Below are 18,826 nucleotides of genomic sequence, written 5' to 3' on the forward strand. Positions count from 1 at the left end.
CTACAAAATCAATATAAACTATGGTACTTTCAGCTATATTAGAATTCCTAACAGAAGGGCTAAATGGAGCGACTGCATCTGATTTTTTATTAATTTTTGTTGGATTAATATTAGTAGCTTTTGGTTTAGATTATTACTCAATTGTATACATATTAGAACCTACTGGTGGTTGGGAAGATCATTTAAAGTTATTCTTTTTAGAGTATGGTAAAAGCTTGAGATTAATATCTTCTGTGATTTATGTGATTACCATGTATTGGTCTATTAGTAAATCAAAAGGAAGCCTAACTATTCCAATATCTTTATTCATACTATGCGCTATAATATTTATACTTTCTATATATGCTTTTGCTAACATATATCGGTTCGCTTCTTATGCCAAATATGGCTATCCTCTTTCTTTTTTAGGCATTCTTTTATCTTCCCCTTTCCTGTGTTCATTCTTTACTAATAAAAAAGATGACAGAAAAATTGCTGAAAGAGAATTGATGAAAACAGGAGAAAGTGTCAATCTAAAAACAGAATTGGGTTGGATTAATATACCAAATATATTCAGAGGTGTATTAGGTATAGGAGGAACAGGATGTGGTAAATCATATTCATTAGTAAATCCTTGTATTCATCAACTAATACAAAAAGGATTTTCAGGAATTGTATATGATTTTAAAGCATTTACACTGGGTAAAGAAATGGTAAGGTCAATAAAGAAATATGATATAAAATTACCAATTCATTTTATTGATTTTAGAGATATAAGCCGCTCCCATAGATGTAATCCTTTCAATCATAAAACACTAGTTCAACAAGCTTTTGCTCATGATTATGCACTCTCTATTATTAATAATCTAGACCCTGAAACAGTTAAAAGACAAGACTTTTTTGTTAAATCTGCAAAATCATGGCTAGCAGCAATAATTTGGTTTTATAAGAAAGAATATCCAGAGTATTGCACTATTCCTCATGTTATCAATACAGCTCTCCATCACGAACATGAAAGAGTGATATCTATGCTAGAAACTAATTCTGATTGTGCTGATATGATACGTTCAATTAGTTCAGCAATGATAGAAGGAGCAAGTAAGCAAATTGCTGGTGTGATAGGCTCTCTTCAAACTATGCTGCCAACTATTAATAGTCCGGAAATTTGTTGGGTATTAGGAGCTAAAGAAGGCGAGGAAGATTTTGATTTAGATATTAATAATCCAGATAACCCACAATTACTTTGTATAGGTTCTGATCCTACATTATATCAAACATTTAGCCCTGTGATATCATGTATGATGACAGTTGCATCTAAAATCATGAATCAACAATACAAGCACAAAAGTTTTATAATTCTTGATGAAGGACCAACTCTATATATTCCTGGATTCGATAATATTCCTGCTACAGCTCGAAGTAACAAAGTTGCTGTTTTTTACTTTGCTCAAAGTATATCTCAAATAATATATCAGTATGGTCGAGATAAAGCCAATGTACTATTGTCAGTTCTTAATAATCAGTTTTTTGGAAAAACATCTGATAATGAAGTTGCTGAACTGGTTTCTAAGATGATAGGTAAAGAAGAGAAGGAATTTGAAAGAAAAAGTATTAGCCAAGGCAGCTCTTATGCAGCAGGAAGTTCAAGCCTGAATAAATCTAAAAACATATCCTATTCAAGTGATACAAGAGAAAGATTTGTGATCAATCCACAAGATGTAAGGAGACTAAAAACAGGGGAGTTTATTGGAGAAACAGTTGAAAGTTCAGGTCACTATTTCTATGATAAAATTAGTGATCCGATGAAGAAGTTTACAAAAGATCAGAAGCAGGATTACGATATAAAAGATTTTGCTAAATTCTCATCATTTGTAGATTATAAGGATATGGAAACAAAAATTCAAGAGAATAGAGAAAGAATCAAAAAAGAAGTAAATCAAACAGTCAGCAAGTATGAAAACATATTTGAAAACATGAGAGAAGAACAGTAAAGTAAAGTTTCCCATCAGCCAGTTAATAGATAAACTAATTTGGCATAGTTTATTTTGATTTCTATTTTAAAATCGCTTTTTAAATGAGAAGCGATTTTTTTTACAATGTTTGTATTATCATTTTTTTTTCTTCATCAGTTAAATTTTGTATTTGAAGAATCAATTTTGCTGATCTGTGGTCAGAACCTTTTTTGTCACTTAAAGTTATATGTTGTGTTATATTTGAAATGTAATTAGTAAGTTTTGGGTATGTGCTAAAAAAATAATTTTTTATTTCATATCCTCTCAAAAATGATAAAATTTCATTTTCATTAAATTCTTCATTAGTTTTTAAATTCATATATTTTATATTGTTATCCATAATATAAGGCTCGTTATTTATAGATTTACCTCTATAAATGTCTTTCTTTGAATAAAGTGTTTTATCACTTTTACCTTCAATTGTGAGATAAATTTGTTTTTTATCAAAAGATATAATTGTATCAAAAGAATTTAATATTCTACAGATTTCATCAACTAAAATCTTATTTTGTTTTAAATCATCTAATTTATATTTGCCTAATCCGTAATTCTTAATTTCGACACCAACAGCTGAAGTTGTATCTATGATATATCCAATTTCAACTTTTAGTTCATCATGATTATTAAAGTATTTTACTAAAGGCACTAGATTTGAAATTTCTGGTATAGGTTTTATTTTTTCTCTCATTTTTCCTTTAGTATTTGTAGCTTCATTACCTTGAGGTAAACATGGGGTAATAGAGATAGCTGTTACACTAAACAATGCATTGTATGAGACAACGGAAAATGAGTAAAATGCAAAGCCAAAAATGACTATACTAATAATAGCATTACTTTTTTTTGCTATTTCTATACCTGTTATTCCTATAAAAGGAAGAAAAGAAATATAAGATTTTTGAGTCCCTTTATTTTCAAAATCAATAATATCATCGATACTATCTAAGTAGTAGATTTTAAAATACTTTGATTTGATGGAGTTAAATTGTTCTAAATTTCCACCATTTATAGCAATAATAAATGCGTTGTTATAGATGTCTAATTTATGTTTTTTTACTATTTCAATAAATTCAGAATAATTTGTTTTATCACCTTTATCTCTATCTGTAATTAATAACAATTTTGTTGTTAGAAGATATTTTGAATTGTTTGCTTTCCAGCTTTCTCTAATTTCAAACCCTTTAGATATTCCACAAGTAAGATTTGTATCAGGATGTAACTTTAAATTTGGTTTTAAGAAAGATTTAATATTTGTAACAGGTATAATTTCATCTAATATTACTTCGCCAGCAAAAGGAATAATTGCATAATAAATATTAGAAGGTTTGTAATGATCAATACTGTACTTGTTAACGAAAGAAGTTATATGATCTTCAACTATTTTAATATAGTCTGTCATAGAATAAGAAACATCAATGACAAAAATTAGTAACATTTTTTTTTCTTTCATATTTATATAATTTCAATTAAACTCTTAATTGAATGCAAAATATACATTTCATTTGAGATTATTTTTCCCTCTCAATTCCTCATAAGAGCAGTTTAAATGATCTATTGATTTGTCAATTTCTTCTTGTTTAAAAGAATTGTTCCTGATTCTATAATTAAATTGTTTGTAACTCAGTTTTAAAACATTTTCAGCAAACCATGTAAGGCTAATGCCTTTACTTTTCAGTACATTCTTTATATTCTTCATAATACAAATATAAAGGATTTAGCAAGATTAAACACCTTAAAAATAAAGATAAAAATATACTAAAAAATAGGATATTAAAAAAATAACAATTAGTTTAGACATATAGTAATCTCTAAATTTTTATTAAAAGGGGATTGGGTTATTTGTAAAATTCCCGAAAAGTGTCTCCGCGACCAAACTTTGACACTTAACGGGGTAAAATTAAAATCATGGCAAATCTAATTAAAAACACGAATTCTTCGGGTATCTGTGTTCCTAAAGTTAATTGGCATAGGATCAAAATAGGCTTGATACTAGTTTCTTTATTATTGCTTTTAATTTCTATTTCAAGTTATGATTCATCACTTGACCAAGATAATGTACAAGAAAAAATCATTACTGAAATAAGTCTGGAAGTAAAACATAATAACCCTTCTATTCAAACACTTAGAAAGGGATTTTTAAAGGAAAAGAATCGAATAGTTCTACAGTATTTGAATCAGTATGGAGTTGGTAGAGTAGATCAATTAGCTATACAAGAGAAAAAAGATTTACACAGAAGTATAAGCTTATTATTTAAGCAAAAAGTTTTAGGTGAAATAGATATAGAATCTCATGTATATCAGTATTTCACTGATACAATGGATTTAAACAAGCTTGAAACAGCTTTAATGGAGCAAGCAACTTACAACATTCCTGCATCTATTAAATTAGCTCAATCGGCTTTAGAAACGGGGTATGGTAGTAGAATTATTAATAATAATTACTTTGGTATTAAAGATAAAACTGGTAATGTTGAAAAGAGTACTACAACAGAATATTACACTTTGAAAGAAGTGAAGAAATACTCTCATAAGATTCTTAGTAAGCAGCTAATTAAGAAAAATGGAAGATCATACTATAAGTGTCTTGTAAAAGATAGTTTTGAAAAATATGATAGTCCTTGGTTCTCTTTTAGGGCTCATTCCAGATATCTAACTTCTAATAAAAGATATGCTCCATTATTTGTTGGAGGTAAAAAATTTGATGCTTGGGCTGATAAGATCGGTTCTGAAAAATCAGGTGGTGTAGGTTATGCTACTTCTCTAGAATATGGAGAATTACTTAAAGCTATAATTCAAAGATACAATTTGGATTTATTAGACTTTTAGTAAAATGATAGGTACCAAAATAAGAGATAAGGCAAATGAAGTCTTAGGTAAAAGGTATCGTAAACTACTCTCTGAAAAGCTAAATCTTTCTGAAAGAACTATAACAAACATATTTAATTCAGAAGATATAAGTGTGAAGAGGTTAGAGCAAATTTGTAGCTGTTTGGGTTGCTCTGTATGCTACTTTTTCTTAGATCAAGAAAAAGATATTATCAAGTTTCATCAAGACAAAGAAGAAAAATACAGAGAGTATTTACTAGAGTTAAAAGAGAAAGTTAATGATAACTTAAGTGGGGCAATTAGCAGTTTTTTGAAAGGAATAGATAATGTGTAAAGAGTAGTTCTTAACACTAATTAAGCATAGTAAGCAGGAGAAGTTAAAATTGTATAAATGAAATTGTTTTTTTGTTTTGTAGCTAAAAAAGAGGCTTTTTAAGCCTCTTTTTTTTATGATTACTTTTTTTAATACCTAAAATAGATTAATATTGGGTGCATTTCACTAATATTAGTAAGCATACTCATTAATTTATTTATTGGTCTCAGAAATGGGTTCAAAACCCTGTACTTTCAGTACAGAACTTTAGTACTGCGAAAAAATATAGACAGTATAAAGTTAAAAATTAAATTGATATTATTTCAAACAAAGGACTTTAAGTCCTCTATTAAACCTCTGTACTTTCAGTGCAGAGTGGTTTAGTGGAATAATTCGCCAATTTTTGCCTATACCAAATAGTGTTATTTGGGAGGTATTCATATTTAAATTACACATTAGAATCAATCAATTTAACATGAAAAAAACATCACTATTTTTACTATTAATTATACAATTACTACTGCAATCGATTAGTTATTCTCAAAGCTCAAATCCATCCTATGCAATTCAAAAAATTCAGGATTTTGAAAAAGATAAATTATCTATCAACAAACTCAATACTTATTTAAAGCTTCAAAAATCATCTAGATTCAAAAATGTAAGTTTAATAGAAGTTAGTAATATCACTGAACTCATAAAAAATGATGAAGTTATAATTGATTTGTTTGGAGAAACTAGGATAAATACAAAACGTTTGATTTATCAGAATGAAGAAGATTTTATTTGGGAGGGTGAATTTTCTAATAAAGGAAAAATATCTTTATTTAAAGAAAATGGAAGGATTTATGGTCAGATAAGAAAAAAAAATAAAGTATTTGATATTCAATACCTTGAAGATGGGGTAGCCACATTAATTGAATATGATATGAATAAACTCAATCAATTGCAATGTGCTACAGAAGAAAAATTGACTTCGCAATCTTTAAAAAATAATTCCAATAAAGCTAACACACGGACAGCAGATGATAATATTAGACCTACTGTAGATGTTCTTTGTCTTTATACACCTGCGGCATTAGCAACAGGATTAAGTGTAACGGATGTAGTTAATACTGCCAAAAATCAGTGGCTCAGTTCTCAAATAAATAGTAATGTTCATCCACTGATTCGTATTGCAGGTTATGAAGAGTTAAATTTTATAGAAAATTATGGAGGTAATGATATTGGTCAAGATGCAACTGAATTAAGTAATAATGTGACAGCACAACAATTAAGAGATCAATATCAAGCAGACTTAGTCATTCTATTAACAGATGGTAATTATCCCGGAGTTGGTGGAGTGGTAGATGAAATAGGACCTAATGAAGATCATGCTTATGGAGTTGTTCAGATACTTACAGCCACATCTACATATACATGGATACATGAATTAGCACATCTTTTTGGTGCTCGGCATCAAAATGATCCAGCAGTTGGAGAAGCTCATGGTTATGGATGGTCTACAGGAACTCTTGCTTGGATAAACAGATATGGTACTATTATGCATACTTATGAAAGTAGTAGAGAAAGATTGTTGTACTTTTCTAATCCTGATATAACATATGAAGGAGAAGTTACAGGTATTGATAATACAAACTTTAATACAAAAGTGATTAATACAAATGGATGGGATTTAGCTGACTTTAGATATATTCCTTCAAATATGACAACTATGATATATGGACCTGGATTAGCAGATAGTGGAGATAACTTAAGCTTTAGCTGTAATATTTATAATGGTCAAAGTCCATTTAGTTATACTTGGGCAGTAGGACGTACTACTGTAGGAACATCAAATACACTTAGCTATACTATGCCAACTGATCAAGATTTAAATTTGAGATTATCAGTAACAGGAGGAGATGGACAAACTGCAAGTGCTACTTATTTTGTAAGAAACTCTTATGAGGATGGAGGTAATTGTACAGTATGTCCAGATAGTTTAGGATATGATATTTTTTATGATGACATAGATGTTGATAATATTGAAAGGGATCTTTTGTATCCAAATCCATCATCCAATTTAGTTCGATTGAAATTAACAGATCAACAATCCTCATTTAATGTTTTACAAATTATTGACTTAAGTGGTTCTATTAAATTTGAAACACAATTAAGTGAAGGTAATTATGATGATCAATTTATTGAATTAAACCTAGATGAATTGAAGCCGTCTATTTATTTTATTAAGCTAATAGGTCAAACTAATTCTCATTCTTTTAAATTCATCAAAAAATAATGGCGAATGTCCAAGTTTAGAATATTTGTTTTATTGACTGTATTGATTTTGGGTTGTAGTGAAGAAGATAGTCTTATACCTGAAGTTTATACAGGTAAAGTTACTGCATTAAAAAATGGAGAATCATGGGAATCTTTAGCTTATTTTGATTCGTTGGAACATATTCCAAATAGATATATTTTAAAGGCTCATGTTTACAATGAAAACTCATTTTGGAGAGAAACATTTGATATAAGGAAGTTAAAAGCATCATATGAAATTCAACCTATAATATCATATGAAACAAGTGAACCGGAAAAGGTTTCTTCTCATTATAATACTATGATTGATGATGGTGATGTAGTTGGAGATATTTATAGTTTAGATACAACAATTACTAATCATTATTTTCAAATCACAGATTATGATGCTAGTAAGCAGGAAATAACAGGCGTTTTTCAAGTATCATTTATCCTTACAAGAGATGATGGAGAGGGAGAAACCCCACCTCAAAAACTAGAGTTTACAGATGGTAAGTTCACTGTAAAGGTGAATAACGATTGGTTTGAATAAGGTAAAAATCCATATCTAATTTTTGATTTATTAGATATGGATTTTTAGGTTTAACTTGTAAAGCAGTGTTTTATTTGCTATATAAAAATACCTGATTAAGGGTATTTATTTAATTTGAAATGATTATTATTTTAATAAATAAAAATCATATTCAATGAAATTTTATATAATACTTATTTTTAAGATACTATTATCATATAGTGTATTAGCACAAAACACTAGTGTAAGAGGTAGAGGTGTTTATATAATCAAATTAAAACATAAGCCATATTTTAATCAGAAAGATTATGTTGATATAAATCTACCTGCAGGAGCTCAGCTAACATTTGATCTACCAGATGGACAAAGAGGTACAATTACTTTATGTTCAGATACAACTATTCGAAAGGTAAAGGAAGAAAAAGTTTTTATTGATAATTATGTGAGAACTAATTATTTGGGAAATAAGTATTACGCCATTGATATTAAACATGGAGATGATAAGCCTAACCTATTAATCATTAATCCTTGGACATGGAAAGACAATGAACAAATTAGACCAGCATTAGTAGATGATAAAACTAATATAGAAGATTTAAACACTAAACATTTTATAGATATTAAGCCTAATGAAAAAGTGAGCATATGGTATAACAAATGGGATTATGGTGCTTTAACAATACCTTTTGCAATTCGAAAAGCCTTAAATGATACTACTAAACTCACTGTAACAACAAATCTTAGTGCTGCTGTTCACATACGAAGAAGTTGGAATTACCAATCTTATAAAAATAGAAGAATAAAGGCAAAAATGAGTACCAAAGGGGCTTCATTTGGTGCTGTTTTAGGTTTTAGCCAAATAGGACTTACACCAAAAAACACGGATCTTGATGAAGACCCTTTAACAACAGAGGAAGATGGTTTGTCTATATTTACAGGACCATCTTTAGCTTTTAATTTATTTGGAGCTCAATTAGCTATAATATATGCATGGGATATAGGTATTGGTGAAGACTCCAAAAAGTGGAATTATCATAAAAAAGCTTTTTGGGGATTTGGTGTTGGAATTGAATTAGGGGCATTTTAAGATTATAATTATAAACACCGAATGCCCACTTTGGTATTATGTATCTTTGTTCTCTTCTTCTTGATCAAATACATCTAATCGTTCTTTACTGTTGTAATATTATAAATGCATTAATTGCTAATATTACAACCCCTGCATAATTTTTTCTGTGTTGTCTGCTAACATAGTTCCTATTTAAATTCTAAATCAATAGAAGTAATTATAAAAATATACACAATAGCTTCAAATGAAATTAAAAATAGGTGTAATAACTTGATATTTTCAAGTTGAATAATAATTTTTTTTACTCAAAATTTTGTATTATTATTCATTATCAAAGTTAAATATATTTTTTAATCATATTAAAAATAAATGAAAAGTTTATATTTCAAAGAAAAGCAGATTGTTTCTTCCTATTTGGTTAGAAGAGGATTAATTGATATACATGATGTAAGTACAAAAAAATATGAGGAAGTATTTAATAACCTACTAAACAAAACGAACTCAAAAAATGGAAAGGAATTATTGGATACTATAGAGAAGGGAAGAATAAATCTTCAAGTTCTTGTTCATTTACAAGATAAAGGAGATTTACTTTTCAGAGAATTACAGTTTGCAGGCACTAGGGGGGAGAGAGCTCGGTTAGAAGGTTTTAGTATAGCTATAAAACCAAATACTATTGATGGTTTAGGGCTTAAGTATATGGCTCATATAGAACATATTGGTGATCGTAGTTGGGAGATAGATCCAACCTTTGTAGGAACTAGAGGTAAAGGACTTCGTTTAGAGGGGTTTGCAATTGACGTAACAGGTGCTAATGCAAGCCAATATGTAATTTATTATAGAGCTCATGTTCAAGATTTTGGCGATTCTAAATGGTATAAAAATGGTGAGTTTTGTGGAACCAGAGGAGAATATAGAAGAATTGAAGGCATAGAAGTTAGTTTAGAACGAAAATAACATTTCTAATGTGAGTTTATTTATAAGTGATACTACCCAAAGTAGATTTTTAAAAACTATTAGTTTTTATTAGACTTGAAACTCATCCTATATTCCTGTATATTTATGAATAACTAACACAGTACAATAGTGCTGTAAATAAATATTTTTAAAGTTGTTTTTATTATACAGATGAAAGTAATTCTAGCTGAAAAGCCTTCAGTGGCTCGTGATATTGCTCAAGTATTGGGAGCATCACAAAAAAAAGATTCCTATTTAGAAGGAAATAATTATCAAGTAACATGGGCATTTGGTCATCTTGTTCAATTAGTAAATGCCAAACAATATGGATATCATAAATGGGAGTTAGAAACATTACCAATACTCCCAAAGAAATTTCAACTCCAATTGAATGAGAATGCAGGAGCTAAGAAGCAATTTAAAGTAATTAAAGAATTGTTTCAACAAGCTGATGAACTGATTGTAGCAACTGATGCAGGAAGAGAAGGAGAGTTGATTTTTAGATATATATATCAACTATCAGGAGTTAAGAAACCTTTCAAAAGATTGTGGATTAGTTCTCTAACTACAAAAGCTATAAAAATTGGTTTTAATAATTTAAAAGATGGTAGTTTATATGATAATCTATATCATTCTGCTGTATCTCGAAGTGAAGCGGATTGGCTATTAGGTATCAACGCAACTATAGCATTTACACTTTCATCAAAGAGTAAAAGTGTATTGTCATTGGGTAGAGTACAAACACCAGTTTTAAAAATGATATGTGAGCGATTTTTAGAACATGAAAACTTTAAACCAATTGATTATTATGTTCCAGAAATACATTTAAATAAAGGCAGTATAACTTTCAAAGCATCTTACAATGGTGATAGAATCTTTAATAAAGATCAGGCTAATAAAATTATTGAGGAAGTAGGGGTTGATGTTAAATGTACTAAATCGGAAACGAAACCAAAAATTGAAAATCAGCCTTTACTATACGATTTAACAACATTACAAGCATCTTGTAATAGGCTATATGGTTTTTCTGCTCACAATACTTTGCAAATCCTTCAAAAGTTGTATGAGAAAAAATGGATAACTTATCCTCGTACAGACTCTAGATATATTACAGATGATTTATATGACAGGATGCCAGTTTTATTTAATAAAATAAAAAGAAATGGTAGCTTTAGTGAGTTCATTGATAAGATTAATTTCAGTGAACTTCCAACAATATCTGTCAATAATAATAAAGTGTCAGATCATCATGCGATCTTACCAACAGGAGAGCAATATGGTTCATTAAATAATGATGAATCAAAAATTTATGATATGATTGTGAAGCGTGCAATTGCTTCATTTTCTCCAAAGTGTAAAAAGAAAATTACAACATATATTTTCAATGAAATATTTACCTCTTCTGGTTCAGTTATTAAAGAGTTTGGATGGAGACTAGTAGAGCAGGAGCAGATAAAAGAAAGTGATGTTCAAGATTTACCTATCATTGATAAAGACGAGGAAATTAAGGTTATTGATAAGTTATTTAAATCGACACAAACTAAGCCCAAGTCCATCCATTCAGAATCTTCTTTGTTAAAATTGATGGAGACAGCAGGTAAAGAAGTAGAAGATAAAGAGTTGGCTGAATCTATTAAAGAAAACGGAATAGGTACACCAGCTACAAGAGCATCTATAATAGAAACTTTAATAAAGAGGACTTACATAGTTCGAAATGGGAAAAAGCTGATACCAACAGAGCTAGGGTTATCAGTATATGATCAAATTAAGGATTTAAAAATTGCTAGTCCAGAGCTAACAGGGTATTGGGAATATAAGCTCAATAAAATGGCTAAAGGTGATTATGCAAGAGAGCTGTTTTTAAAGGAAATAAAAGATTATACTTCTTCTACTGTGGAAGCATTAAGAGAAGCAGGAAATGCTTTGAATATCCCTGAAACACATCTTAAATGTCCAAAATGTAACTCAGGTTCTATCATAGAAAATAAAAAGGGCTATGGATGCAGCAAATATAAAGAGGGATGTGGTTTTGTAATATGGAAAACTATTGCAGGGAAAAATTGTCAGAGTCTAATATTAGACAACTTGTAAATAAGGGTAAAACTAATGAATTGAAAGGGTTTGTTTCAAGGTCTGGTAATAAGTTTAATGCCAGTCTTTATATGAAAGATGATTTTACAATTGGATTTGCTTTTGGTGAAAGGGAAAAAGTAGTAGGTGAGAATAATTGAAAGTAATCTTCTACAGCATTCTAATAATCATTTTTAACCTATAACTTTTAAGTTATGCCTTTAGAAAAAGAAAAAAATACACAGAAATACCATAAAGAAACCTCTAAAGAACGAAGTGACAGAATTAATGATTTTGTTCAAAAGATTAAGGATTCTAAAGCAAATGATGAAATAGTCAAACACGTAGATGATGAAAAAGAGCATATTATCAATCGTAGAGTTAGTAATGATCAAAGTTTATCTTCCATCAGGAATGATTTTAAGCAGTATAATAAGGTACTAAAACAGGAACTTGGAGAAGATAAACAAAATGTAGTATTTCAAAAAGGGAAAGATAATTATAGCCGATTTGGTTTGCCTAAATCATATGATGAAGAATTTAAAAAGAATCCTAAAATCAAAGCAAAAGATGCTAAGGAAATTGTAGATAGTAAGAACTCTTCAAAAGTAGTATCTCAAGTAAAAGGGGATTCATTTAAACATCAAAAAGAGAATATTGAAACAAATAGCGATAAGACAAACAAGGAAAAGGAAAGTTTCAATAAACGAAAATTTGAAAAAGTCGAACAAGATGCAAGAAACTATAAAAATGAAAAGGGTAAAGAACACGCCAAAGAGGAAAATAAGATCAAAAATGAAGCTGATCCTTTAGGACGAAAATCAAGTAATGAAAGCAGAAAGGAGAAGACTGTAAATCCTGAAAAGAAACTGGAGACTAATAATAGTGAGCTTAAAAATAAAATGGGAGAATGGTGGGAGCAAACTAAAAGAGCAGCAATGAGAACTACTATTGGTAAAGCAGGTTATGCAATGGGATATTTGGCTGTAAAAGCTGCTAAAAAAGTTTCTGATAAAGTGAAAGATGTTGCTGAAAAGGTCAAAGATAAGTTTGGTATTGAAAAGGACAATAAGAAGAAAGCTAATGAACAGGAATTGAATGGGGATAGGCAATCAGAAAACCGAACAAGTAATAAAAAGGAAAGTACTAAATCTTATGATAGTGGTAGAAGTCAAGATCAGAGACAAGAGAGAAGTACAACTGGAAAGAATCAAGAACAAAGTTCAGGAAATGAAAAGCCAAAAGAAAAAGTATATAGTGCTTCTGCTAAATTTCAGAATATGAAAATAAAAGCAAAGTCAAATGAAAAGGAAGTAGAGATGTGAATGTGAAGTATTAGGTTCTTATAAGTAAAACAAAACCTTCAGTAGGTTTTGTTTTACTTATGTTTTTTTCTAAGAAAATAGTCTTCTATGCTTAGTAAATATAGTTTTGGTTATGTGAAAAGTATTTTATTCAAATTCTTAATGTTTACCCTTTATAAAAAGTGTATCCAATGGGTTTTCTTGTCTTCTTTTTAAGAAATCTTCAATAAGATCATTAGAATCAACACTATCAACACTATTAGTAAATTCGTTTGCAAGTACTAAGAAACGTAGTTCTAAGTTAGGATGGCTGTAAGATTGATCATACATTTTACTGTTTGTTATATCCGACCAATGATAGACAATTCTATTCATTGAGAGATTCCAACTCATTGAAGAAATTGACATAGATATCATAGATGCATCTAACATACATGGACCATAATTGTCAATTTTCTTCTTTATACAGTTGGCTGCAAAGCGATCAGCCCTTAATTCCATTTCTTTTGCTAAAGTCATTTGTGTATTAAGGGTTGATGAATCATCAAAAAAAAGACCATAATCATGATAATTTATGTGTCCTACTTCATGTAATAATAAAAGGCATAATAAGTATTCAGGATATACATTTAATTTTTTTTTGTCTTTGGCACTATATTCTGCTAAGTAACTTGAAAGAGCAGCTCTATTTATGTGTATTTCGGCGTATCCTTTAGGCACAAAAATCATAGGGTCTCTTGCACCAAATGTTTCAATAATAGGTATTTGATTTGAGTTAAGTTCATTTTTGATTGAATCATTAAAAACAATATCAAATATGGTTATTGAGTCTAAAATACAATTGGTCAATTCTATTGCATTTATAAGTTTTTCATCAGTTAAGTAGGCTTTTTTAGGTATAGTAGAAGTATTGAAAATTGAACATGATTCAATTAATGATGCTATTATAGCATACAGAAAGAAATTGTAAAATAGGTTTTTCATTACTATCGTTCTACAATATGTTGGATACCTAATTTTATTGCTTGGCGATGAGTTTCGGAAGATGAACTTGATGTATCAATACTTGAATTAATAGGGTCAAAACTCATCAATAATTCTAGTTCATCTAAAAAATATTCAGCTAATGAACTTTGATAACATTCTTCGCATTCTGAAACTGTACAGATAAACTTAAATTCTCGATCTTTTATTTGAAATAATAGATCTAAGGTTATTTCATCTCCATTCGCTAGTTCAAGATATTCGTTATTATTTATGAAAATCACGTCACCATTCTTTTCATATTTATCTGGGTGTAAAATTTTTACTTTTTTAAAAAATGAATCATCAAAATAATCTTCATATTTCATATCCCATCCTTGTCCACATTCCAATCTTTTCCACTGAATTGACGTAAAAAGTTTACGGTTTATATCTAAGCTTCTTAAGTAAAACTTTCTATTGTCAAAAAGCTCGTTTTTCAATGATACTCTTACCCTGTATTTTATAAGTTGGGCCTTATACTTCATTGTTATAATACCTTTTTCTTCTAAATATTCAGCATCATAATAATCTTCTGAAGATATATCTAAGTTCATTACTTCTGGAGCTAATAGATTTACCTTAACAAAAGCAGTATCTGTTAGTGGATTGATAATATTAGAAATAGTATCATATAAGAGTACTGTTTCCGAACTAATCTTTTCCTTATCAAGGATATTTAATGTTACTCTTCCAACTTTTTTTTTGCTTCATAAACTTTAGCCAGTGCCTGATTAAGCATTGCTACAGTAGTGGTTATATCGATATTAGCCTTATTTTCACCTTTCCTAAGAGTATTAAGATGGCACATTATTCCATCAACTTCTTTTAGACGATTTAATACCTCATTATTAAAGGCAGATTCTTTGTATTTGGCCTTTTTTACTTCTTTGAAGTATTCTAATTTATTTGATAATGATGCATCTCCTGAAGTAGTTGTGTTAATATCTGATTGAATACTACCTTCGATTTGATTAATCAAATTTAATTGTGTTTCAACATCAGTTCCTACTGATGTATAAGTCCACTTAGATACAGTTTTTGGACATGTTGTACAATTACTTAAAAAAGTAAGTATACATATTACAAATAAGTTGGTTTTCATAAAAAAAATTAGATTGAACTCTAATATAGTTATCAAATTATAAAATCAAAACGAATAACACTGAAAAATTAGCATATTAATAAGCGTACTTTATAGCACCTTTTATAATTACTTCTTTCTTCAATAATGTAAAATAAATATTTACAATTTTTTATTATTTAGGCATAAAATAATTAACTATGTAAAATATTATTTACATATCTTTTTAAAAATAAGTAAATTAGTGCATGGAACATATTCTTGAAAATATAAAGAGAATAAGAGAAAGTCAAAAAATTACTCAGGCTGTAATTGGAGAGAAATTAGGAATATCAAGAGTTCAATATACTAATATTGAGTCTGGAATTACTAGCCTTACAATGGATAGAATGCAAGATATTGCTGAAATTCTTGGAGTAGAAGTAAGTCAATTAATGGATAAGCCTTCTGCAAAAGTTATTTCGTTTGCTAACCGAAAAGGTGGTGTAGGGAAATCAACAATGACTATTTTATTTTCTGTTGCTTTGTCAAACTGGACAGATTATAAGGTACTAGTAATAGATACAGATTCACAATCTACAGTTGCTAGTTTAGCTGATGAGGAAAGTGATCTTGGCATGGATATAATTCCCTTTAATTTTGATGAGAGTCATACACCTATAAGAGATTTTCTAAAAATAATTGAGAAGAAATCAAAGGAGTATGATCTTATTCTTATAGATACTCAAGGAAGTTTTGCTGATGGACAAGCAATTAATACTATCTTATCAGTTTCAGATATTTGTATAATCCCAATTCAAGCCACAAAACCTGCAATCCAATCAACTTTGACTACGTTAGTTTCACTTCCAGAAATATCAGAAGGAAGAAGGGAAGAAGGGAAATCATTTTTAGCTTTAGGAATAGTTAATCAAAGAACTCGTACTAATGAACATAAAATTGTAAAAGATTTAGATGGTCAATTTGGTATGAAGGTTTTAGATAATGCTCTTTCTAATCTTGTACGATACCACAGAGAAATGAGTCTATCTAAACCTATTTGTGAGAAAGAAGATGATGATGAGTTTGTAGAATTATTTAGGGAACTAGTAAAAGAAATAGGGCTATGATGGATTTAGAAAAAATGACAAAATCTGCTCTTGAACAAAAGAAGAAAGGTAATACATTGCAAGGGCAGACAAAGAAACAAAATGAGAAAAGAAAGATTTTTATTGATGTTGAAGAACTAACAGTAGATGAAATTTATCGTTCTTTGATCAGACATCAAACACCAGAAGAAGAGTATCAATTAAAGAAGTCAATAGAAGATGAAGGAATAAGGGATGCACTTGTAGTATATAAGAGAAATGAAAACTTTGTAGTAGTAGATGGACATCATAGACTGAGTGCTGCAAAGGATATGAAAATAGCTACTGTGCCTATTCAAGAAATGCAGTTTGCTAATCAAGATGAAGCTAGAGTATGGATGCTGAGAAATCAGTTAGGTAGAAGAAACTTGGGAGATGCTGAACGAATTGATATAGCTTTAAAGCTTACTGAATTTATGGAAAAGCTTGGTATAGAAAATAAAATGACAGGTAAAAACCTTAGTGCAAATTTGCACAAAGGTCAAAAAAGTCAGAAAATTGATAGACTCCAAGAAGCTTCTAATATTGCAAATGTAAGTAGACGAAATGTTGCAAAGTATAAGAAGATATTTGATTCAGGAGATGAAAAATTATTAAAAGAAGTAGTAGAAGGTAAGAAGTCTATTCATAAGGCTCATACTGAAATTGCACAGAAGTCTAAGCCCAAAAAAGAGCTTAAAGTAGTAAAAAAAGCTAAAGTATATAGTAAAGAGATTGAAACCATTTTTACTAAAATGGAAGCTTGGAAAAAGGGTAATATTTCAGATGAGGATATTAAGAACTTACTACAGAAACATTTTGGTAAATAATCTTTTTGATACTGCTTTAATAATTTCATTTATCCTCTATTTTTTCCATGGAAAATGAATCTTTTGAAATACATAAATGTAAATGAACAGTATAAATAAATTAAATATTGTTCAAATAAGAAAAACTCTTATATTTACACTATGGAAACAGATGCTAAAAACATAGATTTATTAGCCAATCAAATTGGTGTACCTGCAAAGCTTCAGGATATGATACATTTATTTGTAAAAAGGCTAAGAGAAGTGGAGCATGATAAAAGTGAATTAGTCAAGCTATGTAGAGAAGAAACGAAAGTAGTTAAAAATGCTTGGTTAAATCTCAATACTCAAAATAGATACTTTTCAATATATAATAAAATCTTGAAGGAGCTTGAGCTATCAGATTTAGCAAAAAGCATTGTGTTTGGTCATAGAGATAAAGATCGTCAGTTTCCCTATTTCGGTTTAAGTAATGATGAATATCAAGAGCGTAAAATGGTATATGGTCAAAAAGCCATAGACAGAGCTGACAAAAAAGTATTAAAAATAGAATCTAAAGAAAAACATGATGCTTTAATTGAAAGAGCAACAGAATTACTTTCTTCTACAAGCTATTTAGAGCAAATTTCAGCCATTGCTTTATTGACAGGAAGAAGAACTATAGAAATAGTAAAAAAAGGTCAATTTAGGGCTTATAATCCTTTTAAAGGCTCCAATATAAAGCTGAAAAAGATGAAGTATAATCAGCAGTTTGTTTATTTCAAAGGGCAAGCTAAAGGAGGGAGGGCAGAAGAATTTCCAATACCTGTTCTTGCATCTCCTAAATTGGTACTAGAATCAATTGATAGGCTTAGATCAGAAAGAGATTTCGATTCTATGACTGATAAGCAGATAAACAATAATATGGCAAATCTAACTAGAGTAAGAGCAGGTAAAAAAGATGGAGCTGGAAGAAGCATTATTGATAAAGCTTTTGGTGATTTTATAGAACTAGAGGAAGAAACGACATTATCACTTCACAAATTAAGAGATGTTTATGCTAATATCTGTTTGCATAAATATGAACAGTTTTCTAAGCTAAAAGGAGAGCAGTATATCAAATATATTTTAGGTGAGAGAAATTACTTATCTGTAAGTGTTGAGAGACATTATAATAAAACTGAAATAAAGGATAATACTGATTTTGAAAAATACATTATTGAACTGTTTGAAACGACTAAATTAAGGGAGCTAACAGATGGAAAAAAACAGTTACTACTTGATATTATAGAATATATATCCTCTAAAATAAAAACCTTTGATATAGATAAGATCGTCTTATACTTTTATACTCATGATAAAGCAAGAGGTATCTATCAGGAGTTAAAAGAAACGGAAATAAACTTTAAATGGAAGGAAGTATCTTTTGTAAATAAAATGTTTGAGTTCATTGGTTCTCAGGTGGTGAAATAAAAATCTTAATATATAG

The 18,826-nt window shown here is 29.3% G+C and carries 17 protein-coding genes; 13 read left to right on the forward strand and 4 right to left on the reverse strand.

The genetic code is table 11. From position 1 onward, the window contains the following. The first annotated feature begins 20 nt into the window (after positions 1 to 20). Entirely contained in the window at positions 21 to 1,970 is a 1,950-nt protein-coding gene (locus OQ292_RS39715; RefSeq protein WP_284689775.1) for a type IV secretory system conjugative DNA transfer family protein, read from the forward strand. 100 nt (positions 1,971 to 2,070) lie between these two features. Here the strand turns inward: OQ292_RS39715 and OQ292_RS39720 are convergent, their stop codons facing one another. Then, positions 2,071 to 3,438 (reverse strand): VWA domain-containing protein, encoded by a 1,368-nt coding sequence (locus tag OQ292_RS39720; RefSeq protein WP_284689776.1) that lies wholly within the window; start codon positions 3,436 to 3,438, stop codon positions 2,071 to 2,073. A gap of 455 nt (positions 3,439 to 3,893) precedes the next feature. Between OQ292_RS39720 and OQ292_RS39725 the strand changes: the two genes are divergently transcribed. The 9 genes from OQ292_RS39725 (at position 3,894) to OQ292_RS39760 (ending at position 13,357) form a co-directional block, all read left to right on the forward strand. Next, positions 3,894 to 4,814, forward strand: a complete 921-nt coding sequence (locus tag OQ292_RS39725; protein ID WP_284689777.1) for a glycoside hydrolase family 73 protein — start codon at positions 3,894 to 3,896, stop codon at positions 4,812 to 4,814. Positions 4,815 to 4,818: 4 nt separating this feature from the next. Then, positions 4,819 to 5,148 (forward strand): helix-turn-helix domain-containing protein, encoded by a 330-nt coding sequence (locus OQ292_RS39730; RefSeq protein WP_284689778.1) that lies wholly within the window; start codon positions 4,819 to 4,821, stop codon positions 5,146 to 5,148. A gap of 454 nt (positions 5,149 to 5,602) precedes the next feature. Beyond that, positions 5,603 to 7,405, forward strand: a complete 1,803-nt coding sequence (locus tag OQ292_RS39735; protein ID WP_284689779.1) for a zinc-dependent metalloprotease — start codon at positions 5,603 to 5,605, stop codon at positions 7,403 to 7,405. Between the two features lie 6 nt (positions 7,406 to 7,411). Then, positions 7,412 to 7,957 carry a hypothetical protein gene (locus tag OQ292_RS39740; protein WP_284689780.1) on the forward strand — a complete coding sequence of 182 codons (546 nt, stop codon included), beginning with the start codon at positions 7,412 to 7,414 and terminating at the stop codon, positions 7,955 to 7,957. 154 nt (positions 7,958 to 8,111) lie between these two features. Then, positions 8,112 to 9,023, forward strand: coding sequence for a hypothetical protein (locus tag OQ292_RS39745; RefSeq protein WP_284689781.1), 912 nt, complete (start codon positions 8,112 to 8,114; stop codon positions 9,021 to 9,023). Between the two features lie 351 nt (positions 9,024 to 9,374). After that, complete coding sequence (locus tag OQ292_RS39750) at positions 9,375 to 9,962, forward strand: hypothetical protein (protein ID WP_284689782.1); 588 nt, start codon at positions 9,375 to 9,377, stop codon at positions 9,960 to 9,962. A 171-nt stretch (positions 9,963 to 10,133) separates the two neighbouring features. Further along, the gene (locus tag OQ292_RS39755; protein WP_284689783.1) at positions 10,134 to 12,053 is read left to right on the forward strand and encodes a DNA topoisomerase 3; all 1,920 of its coding nucleotides are present in this window, start codon (positions 10,134 to 10,136) and stop codon (positions 12,051 to 12,053) included. Then, on the forward strand, positions 11,999 to 12,193 hold the full coding sequence (locus OQ292_RS41305) for a topoisomerase C-terminal repeat-containing protein (RefSeq protein ID WP_431733824.1): 195 nt from the start codon (positions 11,999 to 12,001) through the stop codon (positions 12,191 to 12,193). The genes OQ292_RS39755 and OQ292_RS41305 overlap by 55 nt, the downstream gene beginning before the upstream one ends. A 54-nt stretch (positions 12,194 to 12,247) precedes the next feature. Continuing rightward, on the forward strand, positions 12,248 to 13,357 hold the full coding sequence (locus tag OQ292_RS39760; protein ID WP_284689784.1) for a hypothetical protein: 1,110 nt from the start codon (positions 12,248 to 12,250) through the stop codon (positions 13,355 to 13,357). A 138-nt stretch (positions 13,358 to 13,495) separates the two neighbouring features. Here the strand turns inward: OQ292_RS39760 and OQ292_RS39765 are convergent, their stop codons facing one another. From OQ292_RS39765 to OQ292_RS39775, 3 genes are all read right to left on the reverse strand, one after another. Then, positions 13,496 to 14,320 (reverse strand): phage exclusion protein Lit family protein, encoded by an 825-nt coding sequence (locus tag OQ292_RS39765; protein WP_284689785.1) that lies wholly within the window; start codon positions 14,318 to 14,320, stop codon positions 13,496 to 13,498. A 2-nt stretch (positions 14,321 to 14,322) separates the two neighbouring features. Further along, positions 14,323 to 14,916, reverse strand: a complete 594-nt coding sequence (locus OQ292_RS39770) for a hypothetical protein (RefSeq protein WP_284689786.1) — start codon at positions 14,914 to 14,916, stop codon at positions 14,323 to 14,325. A 128-nt stretch (positions 14,917 to 15,044) separates the two neighbouring features. Then, positions 15,045 to 15,464 (reverse strand): hypothetical protein, encoded by a 420-nt coding sequence (locus tag OQ292_RS39775; protein WP_284689787.1) that lies wholly within the window; start codon positions 15,462 to 15,464, stop codon positions 15,045 to 15,047. A gap of 227 nt (positions 15,465 to 15,691) precedes the next feature. Between OQ292_RS39775 and OQ292_RS39780 the strand changes: the two genes are divergently transcribed. The 3 genes from OQ292_RS39780 to OQ292_RS39790 all read left to right on the forward strand — a co-directional run bounded on the left by OQ292_RS39780 (position 15,692) and on the right by OQ292_RS39790 (position 18,810). Continuing rightward, positions 15,692 to 16,552 carry an AAA family ATPase gene (locus tag OQ292_RS39780; protein WP_284689788.1) on the forward strand — a complete coding sequence of 287 codons (861 nt, stop codon included), beginning with the start codon at positions 15,692 to 15,694 and terminating at the stop codon, positions 16,550 to 16,552. After that, positions 16,552 to 17,379 carry a ParB N-terminal domain-containing protein gene (locus OQ292_RS39785; RefSeq protein WP_284689789.1) on the forward strand — a complete coding sequence of 276 codons (828 nt, stop codon included), beginning with the start codon at positions 16,552 to 16,554 and terminating at the stop codon, positions 17,377 to 17,379. Before OQ292_RS39780 ends, OQ292_RS39785 begins: the two co-directional genes overlap by 1 nt. A 141-nt stretch (positions 17,380 to 17,520) precedes the next feature. Continuing rightward, positions 17,521 to 18,810 carry a protelomerase family protein gene (locus tag OQ292_RS39790; RefSeq protein ID WP_284689790.1) on the forward strand — a complete coding sequence of 430 codons (1,290 nt, stop codon included), beginning with the start codon at positions 17,521 to 17,523 and terminating at the stop codon, positions 18,808 to 18,810. The last annotated feature ends 16 nt before the right edge of the window (positions 18,811 to 18,826 follow it).

Source organism: Chondrinema litorale, from assembly GCF_026250525.1.
Lineage (GTDB): Bacteria > Bacteroidota > Bacteroidia > Cytophagales > Flammeovirgaceae > Chondrinema > Chondrinema litorale.

Excerpts from the sequence above, each read along its gene's own strand:
- OQ292_RS39770 (WP_284689786.1), bottom strand. The coding sequence starts at position 14,916 with ATGAACTTAGATATATCTTCAGAAGATTATTATGATGCTGAATATTTA.
- OQ292_RS39760 (WP_284689784.1), top strand. The coding sequence starts at position 12,248 with ATGCCTTTAGAAAAAGAAAAAAATACACAGAAATACCATAAAGAAACC.
- OQ292_RS39775 (WP_284689787.1), bottom strand. The coding sequence starts at position 15,464 with ATGAAAACCAACTTATTTGTAATATGTATACTTACTTTTTTAAGTAAT.
- OQ292_RS39790 (WP_284689790.1), top strand. The coding sequence starts at position 17,521 with ATGGAAACAGATGCTAAAAACATAGATTTATTAGCCAATCAAATTGGT.
- OQ292_RS41305 (WP_431733824.1), top strand. The coding sequence starts at position 11,999 with ATGGAAAACTATTGCAGGGAAAAATTGTCAGAGTCTAATATTAGACAA.
- OQ292_RS39745 (WP_284689781.1), top strand. The coding sequence starts at position 8,112 with ATGAAATTTTATATAATACTTATTTTTAAGATACTATTATCATATAGT.
- OQ292_RS39785 (WP_284689789.1), top strand. The coding sequence starts at position 16,552 with ATGGATTTAGAAAAAATGACAAAATCTGCTCTTGAACAAAAGAAGAAA.
- OQ292_RS39765 (WP_284689785.1), bottom strand. The coding sequence starts at position 14,320 with ATGAAAAACCTATTTTACAATTTCTTTCTGTATGCTATAATAGCATCA.
- OQ292_RS39780 (WP_284689788.1), top strand. The coding sequence starts at position 15,692 with ATGGAACATATTCTTGAAAATATAAAGAGAATAAGAGAAAGTCAAAAA.
- OQ292_RS39750 (WP_284689782.1), top strand. The coding sequence starts at position 9,375 with ATGAAAAGTTTATATTTCAAAGAAAAGCAGATTGTTTCTTCCTATTTG.
- OQ292_RS39730 (WP_284689778.1), top strand. The coding sequence starts at position 4,819 with ATGATAGGTACCAAAATAAGAGATAAGGCAAATGAAGTCTTAGGTAAA.
- OQ292_RS39725 (WP_284689777.1), top strand. The coding sequence starts at position 3,894 with ATGGCAAATCTAATTAAAAACACGAATTCTTCGGGTATCTGTGTTCCT.
- OQ292_RS39720 (WP_284689776.1), bottom strand. The coding sequence starts at position 3,438 with ATGAAAGAAAAAAAAATGTTACTAATTTTTGTCATTGATGTTTCTTAT.
- OQ292_RS39740 (WP_284689780.1), top strand. The coding sequence starts at position 7,412 with ATGTCCAAGTTTAGAATATTTGTTTTATTGACTGTATTGATTTTGGGT.
- OQ292_RS39715 (WP_284689775.1), top strand. The coding sequence starts at position 21 with ATGGTACTTTCAGCTATATTAGAATTCCTAACAGAAGGGCTAAATGGA.
- OQ292_RS39755 (WP_284689783.1), top strand. The coding sequence starts at position 10,134 with ATGAAAGTAATTCTAGCTGAAAAGCCTTCAGTGGCTCGTGATATTGCT.
- OQ292_RS39735 (WP_284689779.1), top strand. The coding sequence starts at position 5,603 with ATGAAAAAAACATCACTATTTTTACTATTAATTATACAATTACTACTG.